The organism is Psychrobacter cibarius, from assembly GCF_016107535.1.
Classification (GTDB): domain Bacteria; phylum Pseudomonadota; class Gammaproteobacteria; order Pseudomonadales; family Moraxellaceae; genus Psychrobacter; species Psychrobacter cibarius.
In genome coordinates this window covers 23181-40282 of the sequence record NZ_JABASQ010000024.1, presented here as the reverse complement: position 1 = coordinate 40282, position 17102 = coordinate 23181, and the positions used below count along the sequence as shown (strand labels likewise).

Annotated in this window: 15 protein-coding genes; 3 read left to right on the top strand and 12 right to left on the bottom strand. The window is 43.7% G+C overall.

Annotation, left to right across the window (positions count from 1 at the left end):
* The 5 genes from JFC08_RS11710 to JFC08_RS11690 form a co-directional block, all read right to left on the bottom strand.
* The coding region (locus tag JFC08_RS11710; protein ID WP_265091448.1) for an ESPR-type extended signal peptide-containing protein at positions 1–1087 on the bottom strand (1087 nt) is incomplete at its 3' end.
* A 456-nt stretch (positions 1088–1543) separates the two neighbouring features.
* Entirely contained in the window at positions 1544–2686 is a 1143-nt protein-coding gene (locus JFC08_RS11705; protein WP_198330815.1) for a M14 family metallopeptidase, read from the bottom strand.
* Between the two features lie 360 nt (positions 2687–3046).
* Complete coding sequence (locus JFC08_RS11700) at positions 3047–3391, bottom strand: phospholipase D-like domain-containing protein (RefSeq protein WP_198330814.1); 345 nt, start codon at positions 3389–3391, stop codon at positions 3047–3049.
* A 23-nt stretch (positions 3392–3414) separates the two neighbouring features.
* A complete protein-coding gene (locus JFC08_RS11695; RefSeq protein WP_055124071.1) occupies positions 3415–3840 on the bottom strand; it encodes a hypothetical protein in 426 nt (141 codons plus the stop codon).
* Positions 3841–4307: 467 nt separating this feature from the next.
* On the bottom strand, positions 4308–4958 hold the full coding sequence (locus JFC08_RS11690) for a glutathione S-transferase (RefSeq protein ID WP_198330813.1): 651 nt from the start codon (positions 4956–4958) through the stop codon (positions 4308–4310).
* 186 nt (positions 4959–5144) lie between these two features.
* Here JFC08_RS11690 and JFC08_RS11685 point away from each other — a divergent pair, with 186 nt between their 5' ends.
* Positions 5145–5495, top strand: coding sequence for a DUF3817 domain-containing protein (locus JFC08_RS11685; protein WP_227675982.1), 351 nt, complete (start codon positions 5145–5147; stop codon positions 5493–5495).
* 154 nt (positions 5496–5649) lie between these two features.
* Here the strand turns inward: JFC08_RS11685 and fhuB are convergent, their stop codons facing one another.
* The 7 genes from fhuB to hppD all read right to left on the bottom strand — a co-directional run bounded on the left by fhuB (position 5650) and on the right by hppD (position 14560).
* Entirely contained in the window at positions 5650–7818 is a 2169-nt protein-coding gene (gene fhuB / locus JFC08_RS11680) for a Fe(3+)-hydroxamate ABC transporter permease FhuB (protein WP_227697756.1), read from the bottom strand.
* Positions 7815–8693, bottom strand: a complete 879-nt coding sequence (locus JFC08_RS11675) for an ABC transporter substrate-binding protein (RefSeq protein ID WP_198330812.1) — start codon at positions 8691–8693, stop codon at positions 7815–7817. The genes fhuB and JFC08_RS11675 overlap by 4 nt, the downstream gene beginning before the upstream one ends.
* A 292-nt stretch (positions 8694–8985) precedes the next feature.
* A complete protein-coding gene (locus tag JFC08_RS11670; RefSeq protein WP_476705445.1) occupies positions 8986–9765 on the bottom strand; it encodes an ABC transporter ATP-binding protein in 780 nt (259 codons plus the stop codon).
* A 612-nt stretch (positions 9766–10377) separates the two neighbouring features.
* The gene (locus JFC08_RS11665) at positions 10378–11766 is read right to left on the bottom strand and encodes a Na+/H+ antiporter NhaC family protein (protein ID WP_198330811.1); all 1389 of its coding nucleotides are present in this window, start codon (positions 11764–11766) and stop codon (positions 10378–10380) included.
* A gap of 92 nt (positions 11767–11858) precedes the next feature.
* A complete protein-coding gene (locus tag JFC08_RS11660; RefSeq protein ID WP_198330810.1) occupies positions 11859–12200 on the bottom strand; it encodes a 4a-hydroxytetrahydrobiopterin dehydratase in 342 nt (113 codons plus the stop codon).
* Positions 12201–12326: 126 nt separating this feature from the next.
* Positions 12327–13271 (bottom strand): phenylalanine 4-monooxygenase, encoded by a 945-nt coding sequence (gene phhA, locus JFC08_RS11655; protein WP_227697755.1) that lies wholly within the window; start codon positions 13269–13271, stop codon positions 12327–12329.
* Between the two features lie 188 nt (positions 13272–13459).
* Positions 13460–14560, bottom strand: a complete 1101-nt coding sequence (gene hppD / locus JFC08_RS11650; protein ID WP_198330809.1) for a 4-hydroxyphenylpyruvate dioxygenase — start codon at positions 14558–14560, stop codon at positions 13460–13462.
* A 145-nt stretch (positions 14561–14705) separates the two neighbouring features.
* On the opposite strand from hppD, the gene JFC08_RS11645 reads away from it, so the two are divergent.
* Positions 14706–15635, top strand: a complete 930-nt coding sequence (locus JFC08_RS11645; RefSeq protein WP_198330808.1) for a LysR family transcriptional regulator — start codon at positions 14706–14708, stop codon at positions 15633–15635.
* A 165-nt stretch (positions 15636–15800) separates the two neighbouring features.
* Positions 15801–16997 (top strand): amino acid aminotransferase, encoded by a 1197-nt coding sequence (locus JFC08_RS11640; RefSeq protein ID WP_198330807.1) that lies wholly within the window; start codon positions 15801–15803, stop codon positions 16995–16997.
* Positions 16998–17102 lie beyond the last annotated feature (105 nt).

Sequence of the window (17102 nt, the reverse complement as noted above, 5' to 3'; positions counted from 1 at the left end):
CGGTTGCTTTATCATCGGTGTAGCCTTTGGAGGCGGTTAAAGTCTCAGTTGCTTTGCCGTCGGTGTAGCCTTTGGAGGCGGTTAAAGTCTCAGTTGCTTTGCCGTCGGTGTATCGTTTATTTACCGCATCTGTATCATTTGTTGCATCTGCCACGTTAGTGATACGTTTTTCGAAACCCTTGCTACCAACTGAAATCGTATCTCTTTCATCTGCAATGGAGAAACTACCTATGGCGGTTGCGCCTGTCGCAGTTGCTTGGCTATTACTGCCAAACACGCTGCTGTCTGTACCTGATGCGGTATTCTGATAACCAACTGCAACACTATAGTTACCCTCTGATGTATTTTCAAAACCGATGGCACTACTGTCTTCACCTGATGCTGTATTATTATAACCGACGGCACTGCTATTTACATTCGAGGCGGTATTTTTATAGCCAATTGCACTGCTATTTATGTTCGATGCCGTGTTGTTATAACCAAATGCACTACTATAACCCTCTGAGGCGATATTATTAGAGCCTACCGCACTGCTATTGATACGCGCTGCGGTATTGTTATAACCAACAGCACTACTGTACTTAACTGATGCTTCATTATTAGCACCTAACGCACTACTATAATCACCTGATGCCCTATTAGTATAACCAACCGCACTGCTATAACTACCCGAAGACTTATTGAAAAATCCCACTGCATTGCTAGAGTTACCTGTTGCTTCATTTGCATGACCTAGCGCACTAGTCGCTTCATTTGAAGCTTTATTGTCAATACCTAAAGCACTGCTATTGAGACCGTCTGCTGCATTATTTATTCCACAGGCTACTGCAATTACACCTGTTGCCGTACTTCCTCCCGAAACAGGATCCGTTACGCATACCACGCCTGCCCACACTGTCGAGCCACTGATCGCTGCGATACTGAAGGCAAGCCCTTTTAGAGTCAACATCTTATAGTCATTTGAGCGATCTATCAGGGCGATAGTGCCAGTCGTGCCGCTAGTCTTACCAGCGCTCTTAGTATTTTCAGACACCACCACTATACAACCTAATGATTGACTCCAAATCTTTTTAAATACTTTATTCATAGCTCGCTCCATAAGTCCAAAAACTACTCGTTGATAAAATCAAGGCTATCTATGTCACTTACTATGCCACTTACATTAACCATGCTCATAAATGACAACTGTCATTTATTAAAACATAAAGCTAACATACCTGTATATTTATATTAAAGGATATTTAATATTCAGGGCTGTCTTAGATAAGTAAAATAATCTGGGATAGTTTTATGGAAAAAGAGCGTTATGAGCAAAATTCGCCCACCCAAACGCTCACAGCACAGTTAGCATAACGATTGTTATATCGGTAAGAGTGAGCGCGTCCGGTAGGATTGCAAGTGCCGTTCTGGCACTCGCAAGGTCTGGCAGCAGATCAACCTGATGGCGTATCTAAGGAAATTTGGAATGGCATAGAGAGTGTTGAACAAGTAATCCTTGAGTGGATGGACTGATTTCATAACCCAAACAATCCACCTAAATGATTCACTCACGTAAATCATCCACGACTGCCAACATAGCCACTAATGAGGCTTCCCCTAATTTCATAGAGCGCTCTGGTGACCAACCTGTATCCGCATCGGGGACATTATTGTTGTCTATAAATGGCATCTCCAAGGTATTGGCAAGGCAGTCAAAGCTTTCGGCAACCCAGTGAGTCGCAAGCGTCATATTCGCTGTACCCGGTGCATCTACGTCATAGCCTTCTTCCGTCTGAAAGTCAGCACTGGCGATCTTTAACACTTCTGAGAATCTATCGCGTAGACGTGCGAGGCGGTCACTATAATTTGGTGTACCCTGCGAGCCAGCAAGGAACACAAAAGGTATTTCTTCATCACCGTGTACATCATAAAACAAGTCAACACCCGTCTCTTCCATTTTATTAATGACATGAAAGACTTCTGGGCTGGTTTCTAAACTTGGATTTGACCAAGCACGGTTTAGGTTAGTCCCAACTGCGTTAGTACGCAAATGACCTCTCACGCTGCCATCTGGGTTCATATTGGGCACAATATAGAAATTAGCTTTATCTAATAACAGTTTACCCGTGGCATTATCACCATCTAACAGGCTATGCAGTAGACCATCGACCAACCATTCGGCCATCGTCTCTCCGGGATGTTGACGTGCCGTAATCCAAATATTGCGTTTAGGCGCATCGTTATTGCTAGCGCCATCACTAATTTTGACTAAGGTTAAATCGCGCTTATCAAGGGTTTCTCCCAAATGCTCTAACGTCACTAATGGATGCATTTGCACCGCTGCTAATAAATCTTGATGACGCTCATCACTGTAAGGGGCAAAAAAAGCAATTTGAATGGTTTCACATTCCAACTCTGACGTTATGGTTAGTTTGCCGTCTTTATAAGAAGTTGGCAGACGAAACCAATAGTCGCGATCGTACGACGCCACCGCTTGGTAATTCTCCCACCCTGCAGGAAATGCTGCATCCCCTGCATTCATAATATTGAGCACATATTGCTCACCAACCTCACCTGTCAAGCGAAAATTAAACCACTGAAAAAACTCGCCACCGACGTCCGGACGAATAGCCAATTGGATATTTTTTTTATCTTCTAAATTAATAACCTCAATATTACCAGCATCGAAATTAGCAGTGATATGCATAAATTTTCCTTAATTGTTTTTTAGATATCTTAGTGAGTATTTGTAAAGTACCTCAGCATAAACGATTAAAAACAAGCACGATAGAGACGCTAACAAATCATCTTAAAAAATAGTAAAAATAATTAATGATTGTAGCATCGCTGCTTTTTTTAATTAAAAGAACATAAAAACATTCCAAGCACTATGTCAGATATAGCATTAGCCAATTTTCTATATTTATCACATTGCTGAATGAATATGCCAGATATTGGATATTATAGCTCATGATCCTATATAGCACTGTTCATCATATATAGTACTGTTGTCTATAGCTACAAAAGCCACTTAACTGGTAGCCATCCTACTATCGTCAAGATAATGTTAAGCAGGGCACTTTGCCCAGGCTCCGAGACGCTCATCGATCCAGACGAGCCTTCCATTACGCTGCTCTACTCGCCAAGTAAGACCAACTATGCCCTTATCAAATGCTTTGTGCAGTTTCTGTGCCATCTGTTCACTGTTGATCATTAAACCCATTTCGGTATTGAGCGCAGTCGAACGGGGGTCAAAATTGAACGAGCCAATAAAAATGCGCTTTCCATCTACCGCAAAGGTTTTCGCGTGAAGACTGGCTTTTGACGATCTGAACGGTTCTAGATGGTCAGCGGGTGCACCAGACGCAGCTTGGCTACGTAGCTCAAAAAGGCTGACGCCACTTTCAAGCATGGCCTTGCTTTGTTGTTATTTTATTAGCTAGCTAGCTGAAGCTTTTTTACGTTACCCATAAGTGCGCTAAGATTTTTCTCAAGTTTACTTTTTTCTAGCTTCATTCTAACGACAACCTTAATAATCTCATCAGCTATCTCTTTATTGCCTTCAGCCACTGCCTGCTGCAATGCTAGGCCTTCACGCATAATAGCAACCCTTAAAGGCTCGATCTTATAAATAATACGGTTGATAGATTTATGCAGATCCGACTGTCTATAGCACTCTTTTACCTTAGATGATTTATATAAGAGACTGTTTTTATCACTTTTTGCGCGGGCTAACGTCTCGATATAATCAGCCGCTATCTTGTCAGCATAATCATCTTGAATACCAATCTCTAAAATATTTTTTACTAACATGATATCGATTTTTTCTAATTCAGTCTCTTTAATGGCACTTTTTAACATTTCAAACAGTCCTTCGTAAATGTTGGGATTAGGGATGAATTAAGTGGTTATCGCATATAAAAAGCAAAGCCATCGGCGTCACTATAATTAGCACGTGGATTCGTTGTTTGCGCACTCTTATATTCATACTCGTATAAAAGTTACTTTCACAACCATGCCAATCAATTCGTAATAGAGGTCACTCAAGAATATTTATATAATGATACACTTATGTTCATTCTAACCTAAGAGTACAAGTGTACACAATAGGCATTCAACCCTTTTGATATAAAGGTTATGAAAAGCGGCTATCAAACCACCATAGATTGATATTTATTTTGAGAATAGTACTGTTGAGGTCTATCAAGATAGTGAGGGTAAACAGCTCCCTCATTATTAGGAATTGTTTAATGACGTGTGGGTGGTTGCTGGACATATCTAAAATAGGTTGATGAAATATTTACAAAGAAATGAGTGAGCTACTTTTACTAAGAAGGGAAAATCAATGGCTCATCGCCATCTTGCCAAGGTTGAAACTTGGTCATGGCTTGTATAAATAATGGATGCGCTAGCCAGTTTTTTAGCCATATTTGCAGCTTCGGATAAGGTAAACTGTAAAAAATGTCGCGATCTACATGAGCAAATTGGCGGACAAATGGCATAATACCGATATCAGCAATGGTCACACTGTCTCCTAGCAAATAAGTATTTTTAGTAAGCAGTGCTTCTAAAATCTGTAGAAACGCTTCACCTTTTTGCCGATATTCTGTTTGGGTCATTTCAAGATGACGGTCAGCATATTTATAGCGATCTAGCCAATGCTTAAACTCCTGATCGTTTTGCTCAATTAACGTATTACCTTGACGCAAAGTCTTAGGGTTCAACAGCTCTTGTGGATCTTGCTGTTCAAGCGCCCACTCCATTATTTCCCAACTCTCTTCAATCACAACACCATCAGCGAGCTGTAAAACGGGCACGGTGCCTTTTGGGCTAATCGCTAGCATTTTCGCAGGCTTATTTTTTAGCGTGATCTCCCGTAGCTCTACTGGCAACTCAGCAAACAACAGACCGAGACGCGCGCGCATGGCATAAGGACAGCGACGAAAAGAGTAAAGACAAGAAAGGGAGTAAGCAGTCATATATTTTTTCACAGTTAAAACGAGATCAGTAGCCTTAGAGTTACTGACATCAAGAGTCATTTAGTTTCGTTACTGATCTCTATTAAGGGTTGGTGAAATTAATACTTCAAAGCATTGAACAAAGCCAGTATCATAGCGGCATTGAAAAACCTTTACCTTATTTATTATAAACAAAAGGAAGATATAGTGTCGCAGGCTCAGACAACTATCACAGAAACACCTCATCTCACAAAAGATCAGAACTCTGTATTAAAGATTCTTACGATCATGGGTTACTTGGAAGGTACGTCCTTTTTATTACTACTTTGCATCGCAATGCCGTTAAAATATATGATGGGTATTGCAGAAGCGGTCACCTACATAGGGATGGCTCATGGCGGATTGTTCATCGCGTATATTTTAATGCTGTTGATAGCCACCACCAAAATCAAAATGCCGCTTTGGGCGATGCCAGCAGGGGTACTCGGATCCTTTTTGCCCCTTGGTCCGTTTATATTTGATCATTTATTAAAAAAGAGCTTGAATAAAAAAGTTTAAAACCCCTTCAAAGCAATGTCAAATGACTTACTGAATATGACGAACATTGGTGATTTTAAGATATAGCGCTATTTAAGCGCTGGACGGTATGTATTAATGACTGATCATGATGGCTGATTATAGTTATTCATCAGTCATTAATTTCCCATAAAAACTATCCACTCACTGCGACTGGCACTTTACGAATCAGCCATAAAAAGTACGCACCGCCAATGATAGCCGCAATCGTACCCGCAGGCAGCTCATAAGGGAAAATGACATAACGCCCAATCCAGTCTGCTATTACCATCACCCCTGCGCCTAACAAAGCCGCTAATGGCAATTGGCGCTCAAGCCTTACCGCACCGAGTGACGTCGCCAAATGTGGCACCATTAGACCAATAAAGCTCAATGGCCCAACCGCAAGCGTACTGGCAGTACTTAGCGCCGCCACTAACACCAATAACGCGAGTGTCACTGGTGTCACTGCCACCCCTAAATTACGAGCGACCCCTGTACCCAAACCAAGCACTCTTAAGGGTTTGATAAGCAATAAGCTGAGGGCAAATAAAATGAGGGCAATGCCGATAAGATACCACACCGTACTAGGCTGAGCGCTATAAGTCGTTCCCGATAGCCAGCTAAGCATTGCTTCTAGGCGTGGATCACCAGACAGCTTGACCATGTGCATTACCCCATCCATCATCGCGGCAATACCGATACCGACCAGCAGCAGATAGCCAGAACTTACCTTGCGGGCCAGCCAAATCACTAGCAATAACACAGCCATCGCTCCTGATAATCCTGAGATTAATAAAGTACCAGCTCCGGCAGATAGCCCTAAGCTTGGTAGCAGTAAAAACCCTAAGATAACCCCAAGCGCCGCGCCCGAGCTCACACCCAACACTTCTGGACTTGCCATCGGATTGCGGGTGAGCGTTTGCAATAATACACCAGCGATGGCCAACATCAGACCCGTTGCCGCAGCGCTCAAACTGCGCGGTAGCCGATACTGCTGGGTGATCGCCCAATCGGTACTTAGTCCCCAACCACTGACGTCTTGGACAAAAACACAGGCAAGTATGATTATCATTACCACACCAATACCCCAGCGCCACCATGCCACAGGTGCATGCTTGCCCGTTAGCATCGGGGTTACTGTTTCTATCCGCTCACGGCGCTGACGCAAAATCAGCCAAATAATCAGTGGTGCACCAAGAATACCCGTCATCGCCCCTGCTGGAATTTGCATATTTAGTATGGGTTCGAGTAATAAAGCAACATTGCTAGTCAGCCATAAAAGCAGCGCCCCTAAGACAAAGGCTGCAAGCAGACGTTTGCTAATAGAAGCGACACCCAGTGCATTGACCAGACTGGCAGCGCCAAGACCGATAAAACCGATTAGACCAACTTCGCTGACCACCAAAGCGGTAACGACCGCCACAATAAGCACCACCAATGCACGGATACCGTTAATCGGCACGCCCAAGCGCTTGGCTTGTGAGTCATCGAGACTCATCAAGGTTAATGGTTTTAACAAGGGTAGACAGACAACCGCCATCACGACGGCCGTTATCGCTAGCATCGTACTGGTATGCCAGCTATTCTGTGCCAAAAATCCCGCCGCCCACGACAGCATACCATTACTACGTTCAGCAAAAAACAACACCAAGACATTAGCCACGGCAGCAAGTAGAATGTTTACCACTAAGCCCGCCAATATTAAAATGAGCGGATTAAAACGACTGGGTGCTGACAACGCAAAGACTAGTCCCATACTAATAAGCGCGCCGACAAAGGCCACATAAAGTCCACCATAAATCGCTAAGCTTGGCAAAAACAAGGTCACAATGAGCATGGCTAATTGCGCACCAACACCGACGCCCAATGTGGTGTCTGACGCCAATGGATTTTTGACCAATTGCTGTAGCAAAATACTGACAACCCCAAGCAGACCACCTGCCAATAGCGCCACTATACTGGTCGCCACTATATGCAGCTGCGTCGCAAGACTGATAATATCCAATTGCGAGCTTGGAATAAACAAATCACTGATCGGGCGTGTCCACTCCTGAGCGATTAATACCCACGTGCTCCATACTGACAACACCACCAGGATAATCATTACTGCCCAGATGCGCCATGTACCCGCAAATACCGAAGGTGGTTGCCGAGGTGGTTTTGGTGCTGGATTGGGAGGTTTTTGCATGAGCTTAGAGTGTTGCTCTGATGGTGTTTTCAATATGGGCGACTGAGACGCTGCAAGTGAAGTCATAGGTTTGACATAATCAGTAGTATTATTGGTATGAGAGTGATGAGTCTGTGCGGCAGTATTGATAGTCATGATGCTGCCCCACCTTTTAATGTCACTGTTGATAAATTATTTGCTAAGCCGACCAGTGACGACATGCCACCATAAATCCATATGGGCGGCAGCTCACCCACGCAGCGCTCATCGCCATAGCCTAGACGCTGCCAAACCAAACTGTCTTTAATCTCAGCTCGGGTTATCGGGCTTAAAGGGTCGATGATTAATAGGCAGGTCTCATTATCCAATTGAGCCAAGTCGCCCATTCGAATAGGGACAAACCCCCATTGATTGCCTTTGCCTAATACATCCAGCTCTCTGCCCATCTCTTTTAGCACGGGCTGAAACAAACTATTTTTGACATACATGCGCATGTTATTGGCATCAGCAAACTGCACAACGGCAAATCTCTTTACTTTTGGATAGCGCTGCTGCAGACGCTCACTTGCCAGTTTGATATCTGTCTGACTTTTTGTAATATAGCTTTCAGCCAAGGCTGGTTCATCAATTAGCTGTCCCAACTGACGAGTTGGCTCAGTATAATCTGCCCAAGTTGCAGTATCACCTTTAGCGGCGAACATGACTGACTCAGAGGGCACATCTCCATAGAGATTGCGGGCATGCTCATAAAAAAAGTTATCGACGACCAAATCGACAGGCAATTGGGCAACCAATTCCGCATTAGGCTGATAGCGAATGCCCAAATCAATGATTGATGTTGGCAATTCAGGCGTACCTACCCATCTGTCCCACACCCTCACATCACCCGTCGCTATCGGGGGGTAACCCATAGCGGTCAAGGTTGCCGCATTGCCCCAATCAGGTGAGACTATATTGATGTTAGCGTTATCTGAATTGCCCACTTGAGCGTCTTTTTGTGCCGTTATTGGTTGGTGACAGGTCGTCAGCATAGTGGTCAGTGTTAAGCTTGCTATGAGCGGCAACCACTTATATTTACTGATAGTGAGATTTGAGCCAGCTTTTATACAAGGTTTTATGAAAGATTTTATGGCTATTAAAGAGAACAGAGCTTTATAAAGAGCAGGAAACATGGCGGCCTATCTTTTGCGCGAATAAGAGAAAATAAGAAATGAAAAAGCTGAGGTAAATACTAGGGCATGCCCTCATTTTAAAAACGGTCATAAAAATTTAACCATTTTTAGCCTACTTATTCATTTTCGTTCAGATTGATGATATGCCCTACTAGGCAACGGCGACTGGCTGCCCCGTTATAGGATGACTAAGCAGCTGCATATCGACGTTAAAAATCTTGTGCAATACTGTCGGTTGCATGGTGCTTCCGATATCACCATTATGGCAAATACGACCGTTTTTTAAGGCGATAACTCGATCGGCATACTGCGCGGCCAAATTAATATCATGCAAAATAATAACCACACTCAAGCCCTGCTCATCCACCAAACGACGGATAAGCTGGATAACTTCAAGCTGATAGTGCATATCAAGCGCGGCTAATGGCTCATCAAGTAATAAATATCTGGTGTCTTGTGCCAGACACATAGCAAGCCAAACGCGAGCGCGCTCACCACCTGAAAGAGTGGCCGTAATGCGGTCAGCGAACGCCTCTGTTTGGGTGATGCGCATGGCTTCTATTACTTTATCTTTGTCCATTTGGTTGGGCTTTTGCAGCCATTTTTGATGCGGATAACGTCCTAGCATGACCAGCTCACGTACTGAAAACCCAGCGGCTTCTGGTAGTTGCTGTGGCAAATATGCCATTTGTCGCGCCAGCGCTTTGCTACTGTAATCACTGATACGGCGATCATCCAAGATGATGCTACCGCCATTACTCATCATCTCGCCTGCCAACGCTTTGATTAAAGTCGATTTTCCTGAACCATTATGTCCAACCAAAGCGACCAATTGGTTGCTATCAATCTCACAGCTTACATTGTCTAGTAAGGTATTTCCTTGGCGACTGATGGTCAATTGGTTTGCACGTAACATATCGGTACTCATCATGAATTTAAATCGTTGTATTTATATTGGACAGCCAATAAAAACTGATTTTACTCGTAAACGATAATAAAAACAATTATCATTAACTTAAAATGCCATTCTTTTTATTCCCGTTCGCTGTTGCTTGTAAGTATCTAGACGCCCGATTTTCTTTTATCTGTGACACGTAACCCTTAAATACAAGTATAATTCTTAATCCCCTTAATCATTTTTGAACTCGCACAAACCATTACTCATATCAATAAAGAACACTTCGATGAGTTGATATAAGCTGATTGGATTTTTAGTCGCTTTTATTTCTTTAACCACCGAAGAGCTGTCGAATACCAACGTCAGTAACGGCTATCTATGCCGAAGCGATGACTGTACAAGTACTATCCAAAAACACAAAAAAACGTCTGCTCACTCTCTTGAACAAACGTTTTTAATCCCACGTACAGCGCCTACTACACAACTTAGCGAGCTGCAAATCTGGTATATCGTACTCAACACCTATCAGCTTGTCTCAAATGATTGCAAGGGTATAAATAAAAACTAGGGCTTGTTGTATTGTCTTAGAAGACACAACAAGCCCTAGCGTTTTAATGCAGAATTTAGAGACAAAAGTTTTTCGGGTCACTGACTCTTGAGTCGGCTGATGGTAATTCCCGTAAAGCCAAACAATATCGTTAGTAACAGCGATAAATAACAGAAGAACGCATAAGGCAGATAATCAAGCACGGGCACGCCTAATGCTTGGCTGATAAACACGCCGCACACACTCCAAGGCACTAGAGGATTGATGACCGTACCTGCATCTTCAATGGTACGAGACAGATTCTTAGGATGTAAATTCAAGCGCTCAAACGTCGGACGAAAGGCAGTACCAGATAATAAAATACTCAAATACTGCTCACCAATAAGCACGTTAATACTCAGAGCAGACATGGCAGCGGCAAATATGGCGCGTCCTGATGTGGTTAATGTATCTTTAATCCCTGATAACAGTGCTGGCAAGATACCCAATGCTGTGAGCAAGCCACCAAGACTGAGTGCCAATATCACAATCGCTTGAGTGAAGAACATACTCTGCACACCGCCGCGCGATAGCATACCACCGACTTCACCCAGCTCTAACGATTCAGCTGGTGCATAGCCTGCAAATAAATAGCCGCCTAATTGTCCAAAGCTCGGCGAGCTGTGCAAATAAGTAATAATCAATGCTGCCACAATGGTACAGATAATCGTATAAATGGCATTGACACGAAAAACCGCCAACCCAACCAGTACCACAAATGGCAATACCGCATAACCATGTACCAAGCCACTTTCAATCAACTGACCTTGCAATACGGTTACTTGACTCAAGTCAGAGCCTGCGGTCTGCCCAGAGAAAAACCAAAAAATAATGACCGTGAGTATCCACGCTGGTACCGTGGTATACATCATATTGCGAATATGCTCAAACAAATCAATACCCACCACCGATGAAGCAATGGTACAGGTGTCTGATAACGGCGACATTTTATCACCGAAAAACGCCCCTGAAACCACCGCACCAGCCGCAATCGCCACGTTGGCATCAAAGGCATTACTCATACCAATAAAAGCCACGCCCAATGTCGCCGCGGTGGTCAAACTACTGCCCAAGGCAATACCAATAATGGAGGTCAATACAAAGGCTGAAATGTAATAATACTCTGGCGATATCAACTGAAAACCAAAATACATCAGCGTTGGAATAGCACCAGACATCATTAAAGCAGCGACCATCAAACCAATAAAGAAGAATAGATAGATCGCACCGATACCGCGCATGACACCTGATGCCATTTGCGCTTGCATATCGTCAAAGGTCAAGCCTTTAAACAGACCAATGCCCAGCAAGACACAAATAGCGAGTATCAATGATAAATGCGGTACCCAGCCAAAACCTATCATGGTAACGCCCATAATAGCGATGACAATGGTAGAAATCATAAATGCCAGTTGAGGTGAAATTTGGGTTAATATTTTTGGAGGCATCACACATCCTTAGCTTGCCAGTCAAATCTGGCGTTAGGGTTGGCTTTGAGTCGGACAAGTTTAATGAGTTGCAATAGCGATTGCTAGCCTCATTATTGATCCAGCAGACTATCGGTCTTAGCTGCCATGACAAAATCATTGCGATGCAGACCTTTAATGCTGTGTGACCACCACGTAACCGTCACCTTGCCCCACTCTACCAATATGCCAGGATGATGCCCTTCTGCTTCGGCGATGTCTGCTAATTGATTGGCAAACTCCATCGCCTTGACGAAGTTTTTGAATTTATATTGACGTTGTAATTGCTTGATGCCATCAACCTCGATCAATGACCAATCTGGAATTTGCTGTAATAGCTCTTGTGTTTCGATGTCGCTGACCGTTGGCGCGCCAATGCGGCAGGCCTCACAGCTGGCTTGTGATAATGTCGTCATTATAATGTCCTTTTATGTTAACTATTCATTTTTTTAATACTGTTATTATTAATACAGTTACGTCCATGTTGACGCTGTCATTTACGGCTACATCATTCAAATGATGCCGTTTGTCTTAACCATGCATTAGGCGTTTTTTACTGCATAACTAGGCTCGAACAATCCTAGCGACATGGCTTGTTTGACCATTCCCATGATATCGCTATTGACGATATCAAATAATGTATCCAAATCATCAATGACATAATAAATCGGCTGGATATGATCGATACGATAAGGGGTACGTAACACATCAAGCAAGTCAAAGGCTCGATGTTCTGGTTGAGACTGCTTTTCTGTTTTATTTTGAGACTCATGACTGAGCGCATAAACCGTCTCAGACGGTGAGCTTAAGATACCACCGCCATAGATTCGGCGACCGCCCTGATTTTGTCCCACCAAACCAAACTCGATGGTAAACCAATAGAGCCGTGCCAAAAACCACCGCTCTTCTTTAGTGGCATTAAGACCCAACTTGCCATAAGTTTCATTGAACGTCGCAAAGGCAGGATGGGTCAAAAGCGGACAATGTCCAACAATTTCATGAAAAATATCAGGCTCTTCGATATAGTCCATATCATCAAATCGACGGATAAAAGTTGCCACCGGAAAGGATTTATTGGCAAGCAATTTAAAAAACTTACCAAAACTGATTAATGCAGGGACAGCGGCAGTTTGCCAACCTGTGGTGGCTTGTAATACCTCATCAATATCCCGTAGCTGAGGAATACGTGTGGTCGGTAGGTCTAGTTTTTTTAAACCATCTAGATAGGCTGGGCAGGCGCGATTAGGTATTTGCTCGGCTTGACGCTCAAGCAATGTCTGCCACATACCATTTTCATTATCACTATAGTGAATATGACCATGGCTATCTGGCTGATGCGACACGTAAGGTTGTTTTTTAGGCATAGAATCCTGCTTTTTATGAGCAGAATCATCGTGACTGGCAGCATCAGTGCCTAGCGTTTTGCAAGCAACGCTGTTGGCACCGATAGCTTTATTAACAGAATTCGTATGTGGTAGGCGTTCCATGCCTGTATTCCTTTTATTGCCATTAGCGCTCTGAATTTTTGCTAGTCGTTTTCAATCATGACTGAACCATAGCTCAGTCATCGCATTGAACACATGGTATTACAGAGCGCAGTGGTTATTAGGGACAAGACAAACTCCTTTTACCCTGCCCGTTTATTTTATGGATTTTTCCCTAAATATAGAGGCGCTTACGTTGTTTCAGTTTCTGGCTGACCAACCGTGCCACGACGGACTTGATCGCGCTCGATGGATTCAAATAAGGCTTTGAAATTACCTTCACCAAAGCCATCTTCGTAATCACCTTTACGCTGGATAAACTCGAAGAAAACAGGGCTACCTAAGATAGTTTCAGAGAAAATTTGTAGCAGCAGACGCGGTGTTCCGCCTTCAGTGGTGCCATCTAACAAGATACCGCGCATCTGTAGCTCAGAGACATTTTCGCCATGATTTGGTAGACGCTCACTCAGCATTTCATAGTAAGTCGCGGTTGGAGCGGTCATAAGCGGGATACCTGCTGCTTTTAATTTATCGATGCTGGCAAACAAATCATCGCTGGCCAAAGCAATATGCTGAATACCTTCACCGTTGAAATGCATCAAGTATTCTTCGATTTGACCGCCGCCCTGCTTTGACTCTTCGTTCAATGGAATACGAATTTTGCCATCAGGCGCTGTCATGGCTTTACTGGTCAAACCCGTATATTCACCTTTGATGTCAAAAAAGCGGATTTCGCGGAAGTTAAAAATGCGCTCATAAAAGTTTGCCCAATAAGCCATACGACCACGGTAAACGTTATGGGTTAAATGGTCGATAACTTTGAAACCATGCCCGACAGGACGACGGTCTACATCAGCAAAAAACTCGAAATCGACGTCATAAATAGACTCACCATCTTTATAACGATCGATGAGATAAATCAGTGAGCCACCGATACCCTTGATAGCAGGCAGGCGCAGCTCCATCACACCAGTGGGTACGTCTACTGGCTGCGCGCCCATTTCGATGGCACGCTCATAAGCTTTTTTGGAATTCTGCACACGAAAACCCATGCTACAAGCGCCAGCACCATGCTCTTCAACGAAATAGCTGGCTTCGCTTTTTGGTTCACGATTGAGAATAAGATTGATGTCACCTTGACGGTATAGCGCCACATCTTTTGAGCGATGGTTGGCGACATGGGCAAAGCCAAGCTGTTTGAACAATGCGTCGACCGCATCCGGTTGAGGTGAGGCGAATTCAACAAAATCAAACCCATTCAGGCTCATTGGGTTGTCAAATAAATCTGCCATTGTAATCATCCTTAATTTCAATTGGTGGTAAAAATGCGATAAAAAATGTCTTCAATCAATAATTCTTATTGACGATGTATTTATATTAGATTAGGTTTATTTATAAGACTAATTGTTTTTTATGATTTATTTATCAGGTTTACTTATGAATATCAGCATTCGCCAATTAACCGCTTTTATCCAAGTCGCTGACAATGGCAGTTTTACCCGTGCCAGCGATCAGATGCATTTGACCCAATCTGCCGTTAGCGGCTTGATTAAAGAGCTAGAGTCCAGCCTCGGTATTGTGCTGTTCGACCGTACTACCCGCCAGTTGTCGTTGTCGGTAGTAGGACGTCATTTATTGCCGCAAGCACGGCGTATCTTGAATGAGATGCAGCTGTTTGAAAATGAGGCGAGCAGCTTAACAAGCTTGGCGCAGGGTCAAGTACGACTCGCTGTTTCGCAGTTTGCAGCCTCCTCTATGCCAGCGGTCATCGCCCAGTTCTCCAAACAACATCCCGAGATTGGCGTGTCGTTATTAGATTGTTCGGCAGAAAACTTACTCAGACATATTCAGGACATTGAAGTAGATTTGGGTGTCGGTACTGAGCTTGGTTTTATGGAGGCTGAGGACGACATCAATGCTGATTTGTTATATCAGCTGCCATTTTGTGTGGTGATGCCTGACAACCATGCGCTGGCACAAAAACATGAAATAACGTGGCAGGATTTATTAGACATTCCGCTCATCACGCTGCAAGGCCCTTTCATTGAACAAGTGACAGCCGAGTTGGATGACCAGATCGCCAGCCATATCCAACAGGCACGTTACAAGGTCAATTTTATGTCCACCGCGCTTGAGATGACCCGTCAAGGCTTCGGCATTACCTTATGTTTGCCCTATATGCCCGAAGTCATCGACTGGGTTAGCGCCAATGGCTTGCAAATGAGGCCGCTGGCACAACCCGTTAAAATGCGGCAGTTTTTTATCTATCAGCGTGCTTCTCGTGCGTTATCGCCTGCTACCATTGCTTTCAAAGACTTCTTGCAGAGCTATTTTTCCAGTCATTTTAATGACTTACAGCATACTTAAGTATCGCTGATACAGACATGATCGGTGCTTAAAAAGCCTTGAAACACAATGGTTTCAATCAACTATTTTATTAATTATGCAAGATAATTGAATCTCATATTGAGTTAACCGTCAATTTGCTCTATGATTTTTGGCGGCTTGATTTATATTTCATAAGGAAACAACATGTTTGAACGTATCGACTATTACGCTGGTGATCCAATTTTAGGGCTGATGGAAAAATATACAGCAGATAACAATCCTAAAAAGGTCAATTTAGGCATTGGTATTTATTATGATGAAAATGGTGTATTGCCTGTACTTGACTGTGTAAAAACAGCCGAAGAACGCATTGCCGATCCTATTGCGCCGCGTCCATATCTGCCGATGGCAGGCTTGCCAGGACATCGTAAAGGCTGTCAGGAATTACTGTTCGGTAAAGACGCGCAGATTTTAAAAGACGGTTTGGTCGCCACTATCGCTACGATTGGCGGTTCTGGCGCGTTAAAAGTTGGCGCTGAGTTCATCCATGAATGGTTCCCACAATCTAAATGCTATGTGAGTGACCCAACATGGGGCAACCACATTGCCATTTTTGAAGGCTCTGACGTCGAAGTGGGCAAATACCCGTACTACGACAAAGCCAACAGCAGCATCAAGTTCGATGAAATGATTGCGTTTTTTGAGACGTTGAATAAAAATGATGTGATCTTGCTGCATCCTTGTTGCCACAATCCAACAGGTCTAGATTTGACCCGTGAGCAATGGGATATCGTGCTGAACGTCGTTCAAGCGCGCGAACTGATTCCATTTATGGATATTGCCTACCAAGGCTTTGGCGAAGACATGGACAGCGATGCTTATGCGATTCGTAAAGCTGTCGATATGGGCTTGCCATTGTTTGTCAGCAACTCATTCTCTAAAAACTTATCGCTATATGGTGAGCGTGTCGGCGGTCTATCAGTTGTTTGTCCAACGGTTGACGAGACAGAGCGCGTCTTCGGTCAGCTAAATGCTACCGTACGCCGTATTTACTCAAGCCCGCCATCACATGGTGGTCGTGTGGTCGATATCGTTATGAACGACGAAGCACTACATAAGCAATGGGTTGGCGAAGTTTATGCGATGCGCGACCGTATCAAAGCCATGCGCTTAAAGCTAAAATCAGTGTTAGAAGCCAAAATCCCGAACCGCAACTTTGACTATATTACCCGTCAAAACGGCATGTTTAGCTTTACTGGTCTAACGCCTGAGCAAGTCGAACGCTTACAAAGCGAGTTTGGCATTTACATGGTTTCCAACTCACGTATGTGTGTGGCTGGACTGAACACCAGCAATATCGACTATGTGGCCAATGCCATGGCAGACGTCTTGAAAGACTGAGTGAGCACGCATTAAAACGGTGCGGTAGTCAGTAATAGCGATTCATAAGAAGGTTGAGCGAGTGCTCAGCCTTTTTTTATGTCCTGCATTTTTCCTATTTATTTT

What these genes read in the sequence shown, in the direction of transcription:
- JFC08_RS11705 (WP_198330815.1), bottom strand. Translation starts at nt 2,686, where the DNA reads ATGCATATCACTGCTAATTTCGATGCTGGTAATATTGAGGTTATTAAT.
- JFC08_RS11700 (WP_198330814.1), bottom strand. Translation starts at nt 3,391, where the DNA reads ATGCTTGAAAGTGGCGTCAGCCTTTTTGAGCTACGTAGCCAAGCTGCG.
- JFC08_RS11695 (WP_055124071.1), bottom strand. Translation starts at nt 3,840, where the DNA reads ATGTTAAAAAGTGCCATTAAAGAGACTGAATTAGAAAAAATCGATATC.
- JFC08_RS11690 (WP_198330813.1), bottom strand. Translation starts at nt 4,958, where the DNA reads ATGACTGCTTACTCCCTTTCTTGTCTTTACTCTTTTCGTCGCTGTCCT.
- fhuB (WP_227697756.1), bottom strand. Translation starts at nt 7,818, where the DNA reads ATGACTATCAATACTGCCGCACAGACTCATCACTCTCATACCAATAAT.
- JFC08_RS11675 (WP_198330812.1), bottom strand. Translation starts at nt 8,693, where the DNA reads ATGCTGACGACCTGTCACCAACCAATAACGGCACAAAAAGACGCTCAA.
- JFC08_RS11670 (WP_476705445.1), bottom strand. Translation starts at nt 9,765, where the DNA reads ATGATGAGTACCGATATGTTACGTGCAAACCAATTGACCATCAGTCGC.
- JFC08_RS11665 (WP_198330811.1), bottom strand. Translation starts at nt 11,766, where the DNA reads ATGCCTCCAAAAATATTAACCCAAATTTCACCTCAACTGGCATTTATG.
- JFC08_RS11660 (WP_198330810.1), bottom strand. Translation starts at nt 12,200, where the DNA reads ATGACGACATTATCACAAGCCAGCTGTGAGGCCTGCCGCATTGGCGCG.
- phhA (WP_227697755.1), bottom strand. Translation starts at nt 13,271, where the DNA reads ATGGAACGCCTACCACATACGAATTCTGTTAATAAAGCTATCGGTGCC.
- hppD (WP_198330809.1), bottom strand. Translation starts at nt 14,560, where the DNA reads ATGGCAGATTTATTTGACAACCCAATGAGCCTGAATGGGTTTGATTTT.
- JFC08_RS11645 (WP_198330808.1), top strand. Translation starts at nt 14,706, where the DNA reads ATGAATATCAGCATTCGCCAATTAACCGCTTTTATCCAAGTCGCTGAC.
- JFC08_RS11640 (WP_198330807.1), top strand. Translation starts at nt 15,801, where the DNA reads ATGTTTGAACGTATCGACTATTACGCTGGTGATCCAATTTTAGGGCTG.